Origin of the sequence: Trichococcus shcherbakoviae, from assembly GCF_963666195.1 — a bacterium.
In the GTDB taxonomy this organism is placed as follows: domain Bacteria; phylum Bacillota; class Bacilli; order Lactobacillales; family Aerococcaceae; genus Trichococcus; species Trichococcus shcherbakoviae.
The window spans coordinates 41,076-55,821 of record NZ_OY762653.1 but is presented as its reverse complement, the minus strand read 5'-3'; the positions used below and the strand labels follow the sequence as shown (position 1 = coordinate 55,821).

General features: G+C 48.4%; 14 protein-coding genes. 1 reads left to right on the top strand and 13 read right to left on the bottom strand.

All coding sequences use genetic code 11. The features are described from left to right. Positions 1 to 138 precede the first annotated feature (138 nt). Positions 139 to 744, top strand: coding sequence for a glycerol-3-phosphate 1-O-acyltransferase PlsY (gene plsY, locus ACKPBX_RS00245; RefSeq protein ID WP_319995674.1), 606 nt, complete (start codon positions 139 to 141; stop codon positions 742 to 744). Between the two features lie 95 nt (positions 745 to 839). On the opposite strand, the gene ACKPBX_RS00240 is transcribed toward plsY, so the two are convergent. The 13 genes from ACKPBX_RS00240 to ACKPBX_RS00180 all read right to left on the bottom strand — a co-directional run bounded on the left by ACKPBX_RS00240 (position 840) and on the right by ACKPBX_RS00180 (position 14,738). Beyond that, a complete protein-coding gene (locus ACKPBX_RS00240) occupies positions 840 to 1,712 on the bottom strand; it encodes an aldose 1-epimerase family protein (RefSeq protein ID WP_319995673.1) in 873 nt (290 codons plus the stop codon). 36 nt (positions 1,713 to 1,748) lie between these two features. Then, a complete protein-coding gene (gene codY, locus ACKPBX_RS00235) occupies positions 1,749 to 2,567 on the bottom strand; it encodes a GTP-sensing pleiotropic transcriptional regulator CodY (protein WP_319995672.1) in 819 nt (272 codons plus the stop codon). 70 nt (positions 2,568 to 2,637) lie between these two features. Continuing rightward, the gene (hslU, locus tag ACKPBX_RS00230) at positions 2,638 to 4,047 is read right to left on the bottom strand and encodes an ATP-dependent protease ATPase subunit HslU (protein WP_319995671.1); all 1,410 of its coding nucleotides are present in this window, start codon (positions 4,045 to 4,047) and stop codon (positions 2,638 to 2,640) included. Between the two features lie 16 nt (positions 4,048 to 4,063). Continuing rightward, a complete protein-coding gene (gene hslV, locus ACKPBX_RS00225) occupies positions 4,064 to 4,588 on the bottom strand; it encodes an HslVU peptidase proteolytic subunit (protein ID WP_086628001.1) in 525 nt (174 codons plus the stop codon). Positions 4,589 to 4,591: 3 nt separating this feature from the next. Further along, complete coding sequence (gene xerC, locus ACKPBX_RS00220; RefSeq protein WP_119092979.1) at positions 4,592 to 5,518, bottom strand: tyrosine recombinase XerC; 927 nt, start codon at positions 5,516 to 5,518, stop codon at positions 4,592 to 4,594. Between the two features lie 71 nt (positions 5,519 to 5,589). After that, complete coding sequence (gene trmFO / locus ACKPBX_RS00215; protein WP_319995670.1) at positions 5,590 to 6,900, bottom strand: methylenetetrahydrofolate--tRNA-(uracil(54)-C(5))-methyltransferase (FADH(2)-oxidizing) TrmFO; 1,311 nt, start codon at positions 6,898 to 6,900, stop codon at positions 5,590 to 5,592. Positions 6,901 to 6,917: 17 nt separating this feature from the next. Continuing rightward, positions 6,918 to 8,987 (bottom strand): type I DNA topoisomerase, encoded by a 2,070-nt coding sequence (topA, locus tag ACKPBX_RS00210; protein ID WP_119092981.1) that lies wholly within the window; start codon positions 8,985 to 8,987, stop codon positions 6,918 to 6,920. 115 nt (positions 8,988 to 9,102) lie between these two features. Then, positions 9,103 to 10,011, bottom strand: a complete 909-nt coding sequence (gene dprA, locus ACKPBX_RS00205; protein WP_319995669.1) for a DNA-processing protein DprA — start codon at positions 10,009 to 10,011, stop codon at positions 9,103 to 9,105. A 107-nt stretch (positions 10,012 to 10,118) separates the two neighbouring features. Beyond that, positions 10,119 to 10,895: a ribonuclease HII gene (locus ACKPBX_RS00200; RefSeq protein WP_319995668.1), complete on the bottom strand. Its 777-nt coding sequence runs from the start codon at positions 10,893 to 10,895 to the stop codon at positions 10,119 to 10,121. Then, a complete protein-coding gene (ylqF, locus tag ACKPBX_RS00195; RefSeq protein WP_319995667.1) occupies positions 10,892 to 11,770 on the bottom strand; it encodes a ribosome biogenesis GTPase YlqF in 879 nt (292 codons plus the stop codon). The genes ACKPBX_RS00200 and ylqF overlap by 4 nt, the downstream gene beginning before the upstream one ends. Positions 11,771 to 11,856: 86 nt before the next feature. Further along, positions 11,857 to 12,519: a signal peptidase I gene (gene lepB, locus ACKPBX_RS00190; protein WP_319995666.1), complete on the bottom strand. Its 663-nt coding sequence runs from the start codon at positions 12,517 to 12,519 to the stop codon at positions 11,857 to 11,859. A 33-nt stretch (positions 12,520 to 12,552) separates the two neighbouring features. Then, positions 12,553 to 13,101, bottom strand: coding sequence for a signal peptidase I (gene lepB / locus ACKPBX_RS00185; protein ID WP_319995665.1), 549 nt, complete (start codon positions 13,099 to 13,101; stop codon positions 12,553 to 12,555). 155 nt (positions 13,102 to 13,256) lie between these two features. Beyond that, entirely contained in the window at positions 13,257 to 14,738 is a 1,482-nt protein-coding gene (locus ACKPBX_RS00180) for a S41 family peptidase (protein ID WP_319995664.1), read from the bottom strand. Between the last annotated feature and the right edge of the window lie 8 nt (positions 14,739 to 14,746).

Sequence of the window (14,746 nt, the reverse complement as noted above, 5' to 3'; positions counted from 1 at the left end):
TCATACTGTATAACTTTCACTTTGGAAAGTATAAAAAATGAGACGGAATTCTGCCTCCTATAGGAAAACTGCGGATAAAATGGTAAAATGAACTGCAATTGTATATTAACTGAGCATCAACTTAGGAGTGAAGTGAGAATGACAGCAATCGTCATCGTCCTGGCCTATCTTTTGGGTTCCATCCCGTCAGGCATTTGGATCGGAAAATATTTTTATCAAACAGACATCCGCAAATACGGCAGCGGAAACAGCGGAACTACCAATACCTTCCGCGTATTAGGAAAAAAAGCCGGCATCATCGTCCTGATCATGGACATGCTGAAAGGCTCAGCGGCAACCTTATTGCCGATCTGGATGGGAGTTGAAATCCATCCCTTATTGGCCGGGGTTGTTGCAGCCTTAGGGCATACGTACCCCCTTTTCGCTGGATTCAAAGGCGGCAAAGCAGTTGCCACCAGCGCGGGTATCATGTTGGCCTACAATCCGCTTTTTTTTGGGGAAGCAATCATCGCTTTCGTTATCTACCTGTACTTCTCCAGAATGGTCAGCCTATCCAGCATCCTAGTCAGTTTTACAGCGGTCGCTCTTTCCTTCTTCTTTAACGATTGGCCATTGACGCTCGTTACGATCCTTTTGACGATCTTCATCATCTATCGCCATCGTTCCAATATTTACCGGATCAGAAACGGAACGGAAAGCAAAGTGCCTTTCGGCTACAAATCGAAGAGCGCTAAAGAAAAATAACAGAATAAGGCGGGGCCGTAAATCATCGTTGATTTACGGCCCCGCCTTTTATCAGGCCCAATGACAAATTCTGCCTAGCCTAGTTGACAACTGAATTAAAAGAAATCGATCCGATGGACATAATAACGTTTATTCCCGGGTTCAAGCGATTGGATGGCTGTCTTCCGTTCCAGCTCCCCGTCCGAATCCGACCGGTCAGCAAGTCCGCACCAAGGTTCCAAACAAACATAAGTGGCGTCTTCCTGAGGCTTCGTCCAGATTCCCAAGTATTCGAAATCCTCATAGGACATCGTGACTCCATGCTCGCTTATATCGGAAGCCAGCGTCACGGTTGTCGGTTCCGGTGTTTTGAAAATGATGGCATCATTCAAAAAGAGATCCCTTTGCAATGGGAATCTGTTTTGTTCCACTTCAACCGTTTTGTCTGGTGCAAGATAAGGCCCATCCAGGAGCAAGCGCTGGCGGGAAGTTTCCGGAGTCATTTTGATGTAGTAATCCTCGAATGTTTCCCCTGCCGTCAAAGGCACGTTAAACCCCGGATGGCCGCCGATCGAGAAATACATCTTTTCTGTATCCAGGTTCTTCACTTTGTAGCTGACCGACAATTGACTCTCGAATAATTGATAAGTCAGCTGCAATTCAAACAAAAATGGATAAACATCCTTGAAATCACCATTCGGAGCAAGGATAAAGGTAATGCTGTCTGACAAGCGCTCATGCACCGAAAATTTCGAATCGCGCGCAAATCCGTGTTGTCCCATTGTGTAAGTTTTATCGTTATGGCGGAAGGTATCGTCCTTCAGGCGTCCAACGAAGGGAAACAGGATCGGCGCATGCCTGTTCCAAACTTTTTCATCAGCCTGCCAAATATATTCGATGCCGGTATTCTTCGCGATTACACTGGTGATCTCTGCACCTTTATCTTTTACGGTTACCGCAAGGTGCTGATTTTCGATTACAAACTCCATGACATTTCCCCCTATTTTGGCTTTACACCATTTTGCTTACTGATCATTTTTTGGATACAAAGCCCCTTTTAAAGCATCAAGCAATTCTGCAGAGCCTACTCTGATGAAGGTTCCCTTCATACCGAGCGATCTCGTCTCGAGAATACCGGCTGATTCAAGTTTTCTTAAGGCATTCACAATGACGGAACGCGTTATATTTTTTTCTGCCGCAATTTTTGATGCGGTGATGCGTTCCTCCAAGGATGGAAAAGTCTCAAAAATCGCTTTGACCGCCTCCATTTCGCTGAAAGACAGCGATTTTATGGCGATCTGGATCAGTGTGGTCACGCGCGTTGCCTCTTGCATGCGCAAATTGATGGCATGCAGCAACTCGATGCCGATAACCGTGGCACCATGTTCAGCAAGGATCAGATCGCTGCTGTCAAAAACCGGAAACAAACGCGCCAATACCAAGCTGCCAAGCCGCTTGCCGGAAGCAAAAATCGGAACGATCGTTGTGACACCCGTAATGAACAGGTCCCGACTCTCGATCGGAAAGGCCGTAAAATCGGATTCGATACCGATGTTCGCGGTCGTCTGAAACAACGCAGACAGATTGTGGGCATACTGCTCAGGAAATTTCTTATCCTCCAGCATTTGTTTAATGCGGGCATTGTTGATATCTGTAGCCTCGCTGTAACCCAACAGATTTCCGGATAGATCGATCAGATACGTGTTGGCGCGAAGTATGTCGCCGAGCACGCTCGCCATTTCCGTAAAGGGCAAGACCGTTGCTTCATCGCTGACTGCAACGAAGCCCCCTTCTTTTTGCAGCATGTAGTTGATTCTTCTCAACTTTTCTAATAATTCGTCCATGTTTCCCCCCTACGATCATCCATCAGAAAATATCCGCAAGGTTCATCCAACCTGAAGGGGATTTTTTTGCTTAAAGGATATATCTTCTTAAATCTTTGTTTTCTACAATTTTCTCAAGTTTTTCATCAACATAATGTTCCGTTATCGTGATATCCGTCCCAGGAATTTCGGAGGCTTCAAACAACAGATCCTCCAGCAATTTCTCCATGATCGTGTGCAACCTTCTGGCACCGATATTATCGGTTTCCTGGTTGACTTCCGTCGCGATGACGGCCATTTTCCGGATGGCTTCCTGGGTGAAGGTGATGTTGACATCCTCCGTTGCCAACAGCGCGATGTATTGCTTCAACATCGCATTATTAGGCTCGGTAAGGATGCGGACGAAATCATCTTCCGTGAGGTCGTTCAATTCCACCCGGATCGGGAAACGTCCTTGCAGTTCCGGGATCAGATCGCTTGGCTTGGAAACGTGGAACGCACCTGACGCTATGAAAAGGATATGGTCCGTTTGGATGGCTCCATACTTGGTGGAAACTTGGCTGCCTTCGACGATCGGAAGAATATCCCGTTGCACACCTTCGCGCGAAACTTCGCCTGTGTTTTGTGATTTGGAAGTGATTTTGTCGATTTCATCGATGAAGATGATGCCGTTGATTTCGGCCAGCTTCAAAGCTTCCTGCGAAATATCATCCTTGTTGACCAATTTGTCGGTTTCTTCCTGCACGAGCACCTCGATGGCATCTTCGACCAAAAGGGTCCGTTGGATCTTCTTTTTCGGCGTCATGGATTCGAATGCAGACTGCAGCATCATCATTTGTTCGTTGTTTCCGCCGCCACCTAATGGATTGGCTTGTTTTTCCTCCACTTTTATGGAGACCTCACGTTTGTTCAAAAGACCTTTGCGCAATTGCTCGATGATTTCCGATCTGCTCTGGGCGATTTCGGCAGTCACTTCTTCGGTTTCCTCTTCCTGATTTTCCGGCAGAGGCATCCCCAGGTTTTTGAACATATTTTGCCAGTCATTCATGCCTTCCTGTTTGGGCTTGGCTTTTTTGATGCCCGGCTTCATGACTTTAGCAAGGCGTTGCAATGCCGCTTCATAGGCTTTGGCATACACATCGCCGCGTTTTTGTTTTTCGACGATCTGGATGGCGTTCTCCACTAGGTCGCGGACCATCGATTCGACGTCGCGGCCGACATAGCCGACTTCCGTGAATTTGGTCGCCTCGACCTTAACGAAGGGTGCTTCGACCAACAGCGCCAAGCGTCTCGCCAGCTCCGTCTTGCCTACTCCGGTCGGGCCGATCATCAGGATGTTTTTCGGCGTCACTTCTTTTTGCATGTCAGCGTCCAGTTGTTGTCTCCGGTAGCGATTCCGCAAAGCGACAGCGATCGCTTTTTTGGCTGCGTCCTGGCCGATGATATAGCGGTCGAGCTCCTTGACGATTTCTCTGGGTGTTCTGTTGTGCTGTTCCTTCATTATATTAGCCACCTATCTAAAATTCTTCAACAATAATGTTGTCGTTAGTAAATACGCAGATTTCTGAGGCAATCTTGAGGCTTTCGTAAGCGATTTCCTTAGCGGAAAGATCGGAGCCTCTTCTTTTTAGGGCCCTTGCCGCAGCCAAGGCATAATTCCCGCCTGAACCGATCGTAAGGATCCCGTCATCCGGTTCGATGACTTCCCCGCTCCCGGAAACAAGCAGCATCTGTTCCTTGTTCATGACGATCAGCAACGCCTCCAACTTTTGAAGGGCACGGTCACCGCGCCATTCCTTGGCCACCTCGATTGAGGCGCGCATCAGGTTGCCTTTGTATTGATTGAGTTTCTCTTCGAATTTGTCCTCAAGGGTGAAAGCGTCAGCTACGCCGCCAGCGAAGCCGACGATGACTTCATCATGATAGATGCGTCTGATTTTTTTGGCGGTCCCTTTCATGATGACAGATTCGCCCATCGTCACCTGGCCGTCCCCCGCCATGGCTGAACGTCCGTTGTGCTGCACTGCACAGATTGTTGTCATATGTTATTCCCCCTGTTTCTTGCTGTCCCGTTTCGCCCGCGGATGGAATTGGTTGTAATTCCGTTGCAGGGCGTCTTTCGTTACGTGTGTATAGATTTGAGTGGATGACAGGCTGGCATGTCCCAAAAGCTCCTGAACTGTCCGCATATCCGCTCCGTTATTCAGCATATCGGTCGCAAAGGTATGCCGCAGCATATGCGGATGCAATGTCCCGGTCAAACCCGTTTTTTTCATGATCTGTTTCAGTATGTATTCAATGCCGCCTGCCGTAAGCGGATCGCCCAAGCGATTCACAAAGAGATGGTCATGGCTGCGTTGATGCTTTGTCATCAATTCCGACCGGGTCATTTCCAGATACTCCTGGATGGCTGCGGCAGCATAATGCCCAAACGGCACATAGCGCTCTTTATTCCCTTTGCCGAAAATCAGAATGACGCCCAGGTCGAAGGATATATCCTGCAGCTTGATGTTCTTGCATTCGCTGACGCGGATTCCGGTCGCATACAACAATTCCACCAACGCCCGGTTCCGATAGTCCAGTATTTCGGTCCCCTCGGCTGCGCGCAAGAGTTTTTCCAATTCTTCTTCGTACAGGTACTGCGGCAGGCGCAGCTGCTTTTTCTTGAAAGAGATATAGGATAAAGGGTTTTCATCAAGAAGGTCGTTGCGGATCAGGAAATGATAGAACCCCCTCAAGCTCGACAACGTGCGCGAAATGGTGTTTCGGCTCAATTTTTGTTCATCCAAAAAACTCAGATACAGGCGGACATCGTACAATTGTACCGCCATCAAGTCGCTGGTTCCACTTTCTTCGAGAAAGGATTCGAATTTTTTCAGGTCAAACAGATAGGCTTTGACCGTTTCGTCGGAATAGCGCCGTTCAATTGCCAAATAGTTTATGAATCGATCGATTAATTCTTGATTAGACAAAAAAATCCCTCCAACATCTTATGACTAAATTTATCACAATGTTGGAGAGATTTCAATGTAAGCTGACGAACTTAAATCGTTTGCACGAATTCGTCCAAGGCAGCCAACGCTTTATCGGCTATCATTTGGTTTTTGAGCTGTTTATCACGAATTTTCTTGCCGCCCAACGGTTCGATGATGCCAAAGTTGGCGTTCATCGGTTGGAAATGTTTGCTGTCCGTGTTCGTTATGTAGTGCGACATGGCACCGATCATCGTTTCTTTCGGGAAGACGACACATTCCTGTCCGTTCGCCATTCTGGCGGCATTGAGGCCAGCCAACAGGCCGCTGGCGGCACTCTCGACATAGCCTTCCACTCCGGTCATTTGGCCAGCGAAGAACAGATCATCGCGTTTTTGGCTCTGATAGGTGGAGCGCAGTATTTTTGGAGAGTTAAGGAACGTATTCCGGTGCATAACACCGTAACGCACGATTTCAGCATTTTCCAATCCCGGGATCATCTGCAGGATCCGCTTCTGCTCTCCCCACTTCAGGTGAGTCTGGAAACCGACGATGTTGTATAAGGAGCCGGCAGCATTATCCTGACGTAGCTGCACAACTGCGTAAGGGATCTTTCCGGTCTTCGGATCCTCAAGACCGACAGGCTTCATCGGACCGAACAGCAACGTTTTTTCGCCTTTTGAGGCCATCACTTCGAAAGGCATGCAGCCATCGAAGTATTTTTCCTCCTCGAACTCCTTCAGAGGGGCCACTTCAGCAGCGATCAGTTCGCGATAGAACGATTCGAATTCCGTTTTAGTCATCGGACAGTTCAGGTAGGCAGCTTCGCCGTTGTCGTAACGCGACTTTAAGTATACCTTTTCCATATTGATGCTGTCTTTTTCCAGCACCGGTGCGGCTGCATCATAGAAGTACAGTCCTTCCATCTCGATAAAGTTTTGGATCGATTGACTTAATGGTTCCGAAGTCAAAGGGCCTGTCGCTACAACCGTAATCCCCTCCGGCAATTCCGTCAGTTCATCCAGATGGATCGTGATATTGGGATGGTCTCCTAATGTTTTCGTCACATAGGCTGAAAAATTTTCGCGATCGACAGCCAGTGCGCCACCCGCAGGCAGAGCGGTCGCATCTGCCGCCTTGATGATCAGGGAATTCAGATGACGCATTTCTTCCTTTATCAATCCCGCAGCATTCGTGACTTGGTTACCCCTTAGCGAATTGGTGCAGACCAATTCCGCAAAACCTGAGGTATGGTGGGCAGGCGTCATCTTTTTGGGTCTGATCTCATAGAGATCGACGTGGATGCCCTGCTCCGCTATTTGAAAAGCTGCCTCGCTTCCGGCCAAGCCGGCTCCGATTACGGTAACTGTTTTATTTGTCATAGTATGCCTCCATAACGTTATTTCTGTACATCTTCCTCGTATTCACAATGACTGCATTTCACTTGGATGCCGCCTTTGACCTTCTTCTCAACAAGATAATGTTGACATTTCGGGCAATCACGGCCGATCGGTTTGTCCCATGAGATGAATTCGCACTCTGGATACTGATCGCAGCCATAGAATATCCGGTTTTTCTTAGATTTCCGTTCGATGACCTCGCCTTTGTGGCATACAGGGCACGTCACGTTGATTTTCTTAACGATCGGTTTCGTGTTCCGGCATTCCGGGAAATTGCTGCACGCATAGAACTTGCCGAATCTGCCGATTTTGATGACCATCGGATGTCCGCATAATTCGCAATCGAATCCGGCAGGTTCATCTTTGATCTCGATTTTTTCAATCTCGACTTCCGCTTTCGCCAACTCTTCGGCGAATGGTTTGTAAAAACGATCGACTACTTTGACCCATTCCATATTGCCCTCTTCGACACTGTCCAAGTCCTGCTCCATCCCGGCAGTGAAGGAAATGTTCACGATATCCGGGAAATAAGTCGAGATCAAGCCATTGACGATCGTACCCAGTTCGGTTGGTTCGAAGCGTTTTGCCGTCACTTTTACGTAATAGCGTTTCTGGATCGTTTCGATAGTAGGAGCGTAGGTCGATGGTCTTCCGACTCCATTCTCCTCCAGAGCCTTGATGAGCGTCGCTTCCGAATAACGGGCCGGCGGTTGCGAGAAATGCTGATTCGGTTCGATGTCCTTCGAGAACACAGTATCGCCGACAGCCATTTCCGGCAGAAGATTGTCTTTTTCTTTGGCGGTGCCTTCTACGTAGACTTTACGGTAACCGGCAAAGTTTTCTTTGGAACCCGTCGCCCGGAACATGACGTCCTCGTGCTTGAGATCGACCTTCATCGTATCAAAAATCGCCGGTGTCATCTGACTCGCCAAAAAGCGCGCCCAGATCAATTGGTACAGTTTGAACTGGTCCTTCGTCAGAAAGGCTTCGATTTCGCTTGGCACTCTTAAAACGCTGGAAGGACGGATGGCTTCATGCGCATCCTGTGCCGATGGGGCCTTTTTGTTCTCACGCTGTTTTTCGATAGCATATTCCGGACCGTATGTGCCCGTGATGTATTCGTGCGCTTCCTCTATCGAACCGGCCGACACACGTGTCGAATCCGTTCGCATATAGGTGATCAAACCTACTGAGCCTTCTTTGCCGAGTGGAATCCCTTCATAGAGTTCCTGCGCAATCATCATCGTTTTCCGTGTACGGAAATTCAATTTGTTGGCGGCTTCCTGTTGAAGACTGGAAGTCGTGAACGGCTGAGCCGGGTTGCGTTTTTGCTGTTTCTTCGTTACATCGGAAATCTCAAAAACATTGGAAGTGATCTTCTCGAATACGGCATCCGCTTCCGCTTTGGTCTTCAGCTTCAGTTTTTTCCCGCCCAAGCCATAAAAGGCTGCCTGAAAAACATGTTTGTCCTTCAGGAAAGTACCATCAATCGTCCAGGACTCCACAGGCTCGAACCCGGCAATCTCCTCTTCGCGGTTGACGATCAGTTTCAGGGCAACGGATTGGACCCGTCCGGCACTCAAACCTTTTTTGACTTTCTTCCATAGTATGGGTGAAATCGAGTATCCGACCAGGCGATCCAGTATCCTTCGGGCTTGCTGGGCCGAAACAAGATCCATGTTGATTGGTCTTGGATTTTTCAGTGCTTCTCTGACTGCATCTTTGGTTACTTCATTATAAACGACGCGGATATTGTCTGCTGGGTCCAAGCCCAACAAGTGAGCGAGGTGCCACGAGATGGCTTCCCCTTCTCTATCCGGGTCGGAAGCCAGGTAAATTTTTTCTGCCTTATGGCCATATTTTTTCAATTCTTTAATCAGGTCGCCTTTACCACGAATGGAAATATAATCCGGCTGATAGTCATTTTCGATATTGATTGCCATGCGACTCTTTGGTAAATCGCGCAAGTGGCCTTTACTTGCTACCACTTTATAGTTTCTGCCAAGATACTTTTCTATCGTCTTGGCTTTGGTAGGTGATTCCACGATGACTAAATATTTATAAGCCAAAGAAACGACTCCTCTCAACGAAATATTTTGTATGTATATTTCTGTCATTTAAATCGTTTCCCATCTTATGCCATAAACTAGGTGTTTGTCAAATGGAAGTTATTTCGCGGGTGCATCAGTTCCACTGCGTTTTCATTTCTTCCAGCACGTCAGTTGCGTTCAAAACGCAAGCTGCGCCGGCCTTTATCAATTGATTGGTGCCGACACTGAGCCGGCTGGTAATATTTCCGGGAACCGCATAAACATCCCTGTTTTCCTGCAGCGCCAGATTCGCGGTTATGAGGCTGCCGCTCTTTTCCGTCGCCTCGATCACCAACGTGGCCAGCGAAAGGTTGGCGATCAGGCGATTGCGCATCGGAAAATGGAAACGTTCCGGTTTCGAGCCTAAAGGATATTCACTGATGACGAGCTGCTCTGCCATCATTTGCCGCTGAAGGGCGGCATTTTCTCTTGGGTAAGTAACATCCAGGCCTGCCCCGATGATGCCGATTGTGGTTCCGCCGTTTGCGATGGCACAGGAATGAACCATTTGATCGATGCCTTTGGCGAGCCCACTTACGAGCGTGACGCCTTCCGCAACCAACGGCGGTATCATTTCGTCCAAGACCGCCTTTCCGTAGGCGGTCGGACTGCGGCTGCCGACGACGCTCAAACAAGGCTGCTCCAATAAACGGATATTCCCCGCACAGAATACCACGACAGGCGGAAGATAGCTGTTCAGCCAACCTTCCGGATAGCTGTTGTCCAGGATCGTCAAAATTTGGATATCCTTGATCCGGTACAACTCATTCAACTCTTCAAAAGACATTTTGCTGTATGCCGTCTCGAGCGCCATCTTCAACTGCTGTTGTTTGGTTTCCTTGCTCATCGGCACATAACTACTTACGATTTCTTCTATTGAATAGAAAGCATCCCTCGTCCAGGAGAGGTACAGATGCTTCATAAAATTCGGCGTGCACACGCCGGTCATTGCATGATAAATCAATTTATCCCGGACCGTCAGATCCTCGCGGTTCATTTCCATAAAAAAACTCCTTTGCGTACCATCTGTTAAGATAATACGCAAGGAGTCGGATTCTGCTTTTCATGTTGTTTAATTTTAACGGAAGAGCGCATGCCACCAGGGAATCTTTATTGCTCTCTCAGCATGCTTTTGATAGGATCAAATGTCTTCCGGTGGATAGGCGTGATGCCATGATTATCCAGTCCGGATAAATGCAGTTGGGTGCCATAGCCGGCATTCTTCTCAAATCCGTAATGTGGATATTGCAAAGCATACTCGGACATCAGGCGATCACGGTATACTTTCGCGACAATGCTGGCGGCAGCGATCGAAACGGATTTGGCATCGCCCTTGATGATGGATTGCTGTTCAACAGGCAACGGCAGCTTCATGGCATCGATGAGCAGGCTGTCAGGCTCTTGCTTCAGATTGGCGATTGCCTGCATCATCGCCAGTTTTGTGGCTTGATAAATATTCACGGCGTCGATCGTTTCTGGCGAAATCAATCCGATGCCGACATCGGCAATGGCCATGATTTGATCATAAAGTTGCTCCCTTTTTTTGGCTGAGAGTTGTTTCGAATCGTTGACCGGTAGGAAAGGGATGTCCACCGGCAGAATGACTGCAGCAGCTACCACAGGACCGGCTAAGGGGCCTCTGCCGACTTCATCGATCCCTGCGATGGCAAGACGACCTTTCGCCTTCAACTCTTCTTCAAAGACCATCATCTGGATTTGCCGCTCTTTTAAGGAAAGATTGAGTTGATAATTCCGCTCCCAGGATTTGACTGCAGCTTGGACACCTTTGCGGGAGTCGGCTCGGATTGTTTCCCAACGTTGATCTTCCAATGATTCGATTCCCTGCAGCTGCTCCTTGATGGTAGCGATGCTCAATGGTTTGTTCATTCCGCTAAGCCCTCTCCAGCCTCCGCTGCCTTTACGGGAACCTGGTCCAATGTATATGGACCCAATTTGCCGCCGCGGATGTCAAAAATAATTCTTTCACTGGCTCGGCTATAGTCTTCGCCAAAGCGCAATTTCGTGGTCAATTCCATCAACAATTCCGGAACCTCTCCTTCGAATTCTTTTTCGTCCACCTTATAGAATGCCTGCAATCTGCCCGGATAATGCTGCATAAAATGACGCAATGCGAATAATGCGACGTCATCCTTATGGAAAACGGTATCCTTAATCGCTCCGGTCAGGGCAAGCTTTTGCCCGATCAGTTGGTCTTCGAACTTAGGCCAAAGTATCCCTGGCGTGTCCAGCAACTCGAAATCGCCGCCGATTTTCAACCATTGTTGCCCTTTGGTCACGCCGGGGCGATTGCCGGTCTGCGCGCGGTTTTTCTGCATCAGCTTGTTGATCAAAGTTGATTTCCCGACGTTCGGGATACCAAGTATCATCAAACGGATGGCGCGGGGTTTGACGCCTTTATTGATCATCGCCTGCGTTTTGTGGGCCATCATCTCTTTCAGTTCTCTTTTGATGTTCTCTACATCTTTATTGTTCAGCGTCGACATCGAAACAGCCCGTTGCGCTTTCTTATCCTGTTTGAAGTATTCAACCCAGTCTTTGGTGGCTGTCTTATCTGCAAGATCTGCCTTGTTAAGGACAATCAGTCTTGGTTTGTTTCCAATGATGTCATCGATCAAAGGGTTCCGGCTTGATACCGGGAGGCGCGCATCCAGCAACTCAATCACCAAATCGACCATTTTTAATTTTTCCAACGCTTCACGTTTCGCTTTTGCCATGTGGCCTGGAAACCATTGTATTAACATATTGACACTTCCTTTTCTGAGTAAATCCTTTTGCTTCCATTCAAGACAAAACACAAGTGCAAATACACTTGTGTGCGGTTGTCCCTTTATTCATCTGCACCATTGTCATCGATGATGCCTATTTTGTTCAGCGGCCATAGTCTTAAATCAGCTGTTCCCTCGATCTGTGCTGCCGGGATGAACCCGAAAACCCGACTGTCTTTGGAAACGCTGCGGTTGTCCCCAAGAACGAAATACATATCTTCCGGAACGGTTGCTTCCCCTGTCAGGCTGAAGAGCGTGAAATCCCCGGTCAAAGCCTGATCTGAAGCTTCTCTCAGCGCCTCCAGATAGTGCTCCTCGATTTTTTCGCCGTTGATGTACAGCTCATCCTGGAAATAAGTGATTTCGTCCCCAGGCAGCCCAATGATGCGCTTCACATATTCTTCATCGGTCCCGTCAGGAGCAGGGAACACCACGATATCAAAACGATCAATTTCAGCCAATTTATTCAGGATCAGCCGGTCTCCGGTCTCCAAAGTCGGCACCATCGAATCGCCGACAACCTGGAACGGATAAAACAAATAAGTACGGATGACAATGAACAGCACAAAGGCGATTGCCACCGAAAGGATCAGATTCAGCGCTTCCCGCAAAAAACTGCCTCGGTTTTCTGGTTGGATTTCTTTCTTTTTGTCGACCCCGAATCTTTCGTTTCTTGAAACAAAACCTGAGTCTTGGTCGTCATGATTTTTATTGCCAAATGACATCGAATCACCCTTTCTTCTAAATCCAGCTGGTACTTAATTTTGAATAAAGCCAAAATCCTCAAGTGGATAGTACACCATCGCCGCTTTGCCGGCTATGTCGGCCTGCGCGACAAAGCCGAATATCCGGCTGTCCCTGCTGCGCACTCTGTTGTCCCCCAACACAAAATAGTTGCCTTCCGGGACCGTCTCCATTCCTGTCAAGGTCAGCAAATCAAAATCCGAAGTGAAAACATCCATCCCCTGCTGCTTCTCCGTCCCCAGAAAAGACTCTTCAACAGGCTCGCCATTCAGGTACAGTTGATCCTCGCTGTAAGCAATGGAATCGCCCGGCAATCCGATGACCCGCTTAATGAGCGTTTGCCCTTCTTCATTGCTGAAGATGATGATATCAAAGCGGTCAATGTCGGAAAACGTCTCATATAAGAGGTAGTTGCCCTGTGCCAGCGTAGGGCTCATGGAGTCGCCTTCCACTTTCAGCGGAATGAATACAAAAAAACGGATGATGATCACCAACAGCAAAGCAAAGGTGATCGCCTTCATCCAATCCCAGAGACCATCCTGCATCTTTTTATCTACTTTCATCGGTATCAACCTTTTTGGTTATAGTTTGTGCTAAAACAACACTCATAGTTTAGCACATTTTACGCATAAAAAGAATCGCAACCGGTCCAAAGGCGAATATTCCAAGCAACACCAAAAAGGTTTGGCACTTCGTAAGAGCTGCCAAACCTTTCGGATTATTCGTTCCCCATCAATATTTCCACAGCCTTATCGTACTGTGTGTCGTTCTCCGTAAGGACTTCCCGCAATTGTTCGACTATCGCCAATGCCGTGTCACCCGTTACAATACCGGTTGTTTCCAGTTCGTTTGCAGCTTGGAATGACGCTACCTGCTCGGCAGTGTCTTCATCGTAATAACCGTCCGCCTCGACTGTGTAGCCGATGGCATTCAGCATCGCTTCGACATTCTTGACCTCTTCCGAGACAGTTCCTTCTTCATATGTCGCTGTGGAATCGATGATCGTCAATGTAGCGTACTCCGGAAGTGCGACTTCGTAGTCGACTGCGATCCCTTTTTCGTGGATCCAGTTGCCGTTCGGCGTCAACCACTTCGCTACAGTTAATTTCAATTCGCTGCTTTCGGTCAACGGATAAACTGTCTGCACAGTTCCTTTGCCGAAGGTCGTTGTCCCGACCAATGGTATCTCGGAAGATTCCTGCAGGGCCCCCGCAACGATTTCCGAAGCGCTGGCGCTGCCTTCATCGACAAGCAGCACGGTTGGTTCGGTTATCTTGAAATCTCCGAACTCGCTTGCGCTGGCTACGATTTTATTTGGATCGGCATCTTTTTCTTGCGTCTGCATGATGACGTCTCCGTCGTTAAGGAACATATTGCTGATTTTCAGAGCCTGGTCCAATAAGCCGCCTGGATTCTGTCTGAAATCAAACACAAAGGATGTGGCTCCCTGTGTGCGCAGATCCGTTACAGCACTGACGATATCGTCATAGGTCGGTGTGGAGAAACTGGATACATGGACGATGCCGATTTCAGGATGTCCTTCATCGAGTTCAAATGTCACCGTTTCGATCGGAATCGTGTCCCTGATGATGTTCACTTTGAAAGTCTGATCACCGCGGACTATTTCCAGAACCACTTCACTGCCCTTTTCGCCTCTGATCAGAGCGACTGCTTCGCTAGCTGTCAGGCCCTGCAATGCCTGGCCGTCCGCACTGAGGATGACGTCATTCGGCAAAAGCCCCGCTTTTTCGGCAGGCGAGCCTTTGATCGGCGATACAATGACGATCTGTTGATTCAAGGACATGATTTCAGCACCGATGCCTTCGAATGAGGCGGAGATCGTCTCATCCAAGTTATCGCTCGCTTCTGTGTTCAAGTATTGACTGTAGGGATCGCCGACTGCTTCCACCATGCCGCTCAAGGCGCCTTCGATCAGCGCTTCTTCATCGACACCTTCGACATAGTTGTTGAGCAGCGTTTGATAGACGGCTCCGATGCGGTCCGCCGCAGCCGCATCCAATGTTGAACTATTTGTCCCTTGGATGATCTCCTCCGTGGAGGGAAGCGTGACGCTTCTTCCAATCCACGCATACGTTCCGCCGATTGCCGCAGCAGCAACGATGAGCAAGGAAAGGAAATAGAAGGAGAGTTTGACTCCGCGTTTTTTGCCGTTTTTAAGTTTATGCCCGTTGTTGCCCATTCACACTA

What these genes read in the sequence shown, in the direction of transcription:
- lepB (WP_319995665.1), bottom strand. Translation starts at nt 13,101, where the DNA reads ATGAAAGTAGATAAAAAGATGCAGGATGGTCTCTGGGATTGGATGAAG.
- ACKPBX_RS00200 (WP_319995668.1), bottom strand. Translation starts at nt 10,895, where the DNA reads ATGAACAAACCATTGAGCATCGCTACCATCAAGGAGCAGCTGCAGGGA.
- hslV (WP_086628001.1), bottom strand. Translation starts at nt 4,588, where the DNA reads ATGACAACAATCTGTGCAGTGCAGCACAACGGACGTTCAGCCATGGCG.
- hslU (WP_319995671.1), bottom strand. Translation starts at nt 4,047, where the DNA reads ATGAAGGAACAGCACAACAGAACACCCAGAGAAATCGTCAAGGAGCTC.
- lepB (WP_319995666.1), bottom strand. Translation starts at nt 12,519, where the DNA reads ATGTCATTTGGCAATAAAAATCATGACGACCAAGACTCAGGTTTTGTT.
- dprA (WP_319995669.1), bottom strand. Translation starts at nt 10,011, where the DNA reads ATGGAAATGAACCGCGAGGATCTGACGGTCCGGGATAAATTGATTTAT.
- ylqF (WP_319995667.1), bottom strand. Translation starts at nt 11,770, where the DNA reads ATGTTAATACAATGGTTTCCAGGCCACATGGCAAAAGCGAAACGTGAA.
- ACKPBX_RS00240 (WP_319995673.1), bottom strand. Translation starts at nt 1,712, where the DNA reads ATGGAGTTTGTAATCGAAAATCAGCACCTTGCGGTAACCGTAAAAGAT.
- codY (WP_319995672.1), bottom strand. Translation starts at nt 2,567, where the DNA reads ATGGACGAATTATTAGAAAAGTTGAGAAGAATCAACTACATGCTGCAA.
- trmFO (WP_319995670.1), bottom strand. Translation starts at nt 6,900, where the DNA reads ATGACAAATAAAACAGTTACCGTAATCGGAGCCGGCTTGGCCGGAAGC.
- ACKPBX_RS00180 (WP_319995664.1), bottom strand. Translation starts at nt 14,738, where the DNA reads ATGGGCAACAACGGGCATAAACTTAAAAACGGCAAAAAACGCGGAGTC.
- plsY (WP_319995674.1), top strand. Translation starts at nt 139, where the DNA reads ATGACAGCAATCGTCATCGTCCTGGCCTATCTTTTGGGTTCCATCCCG.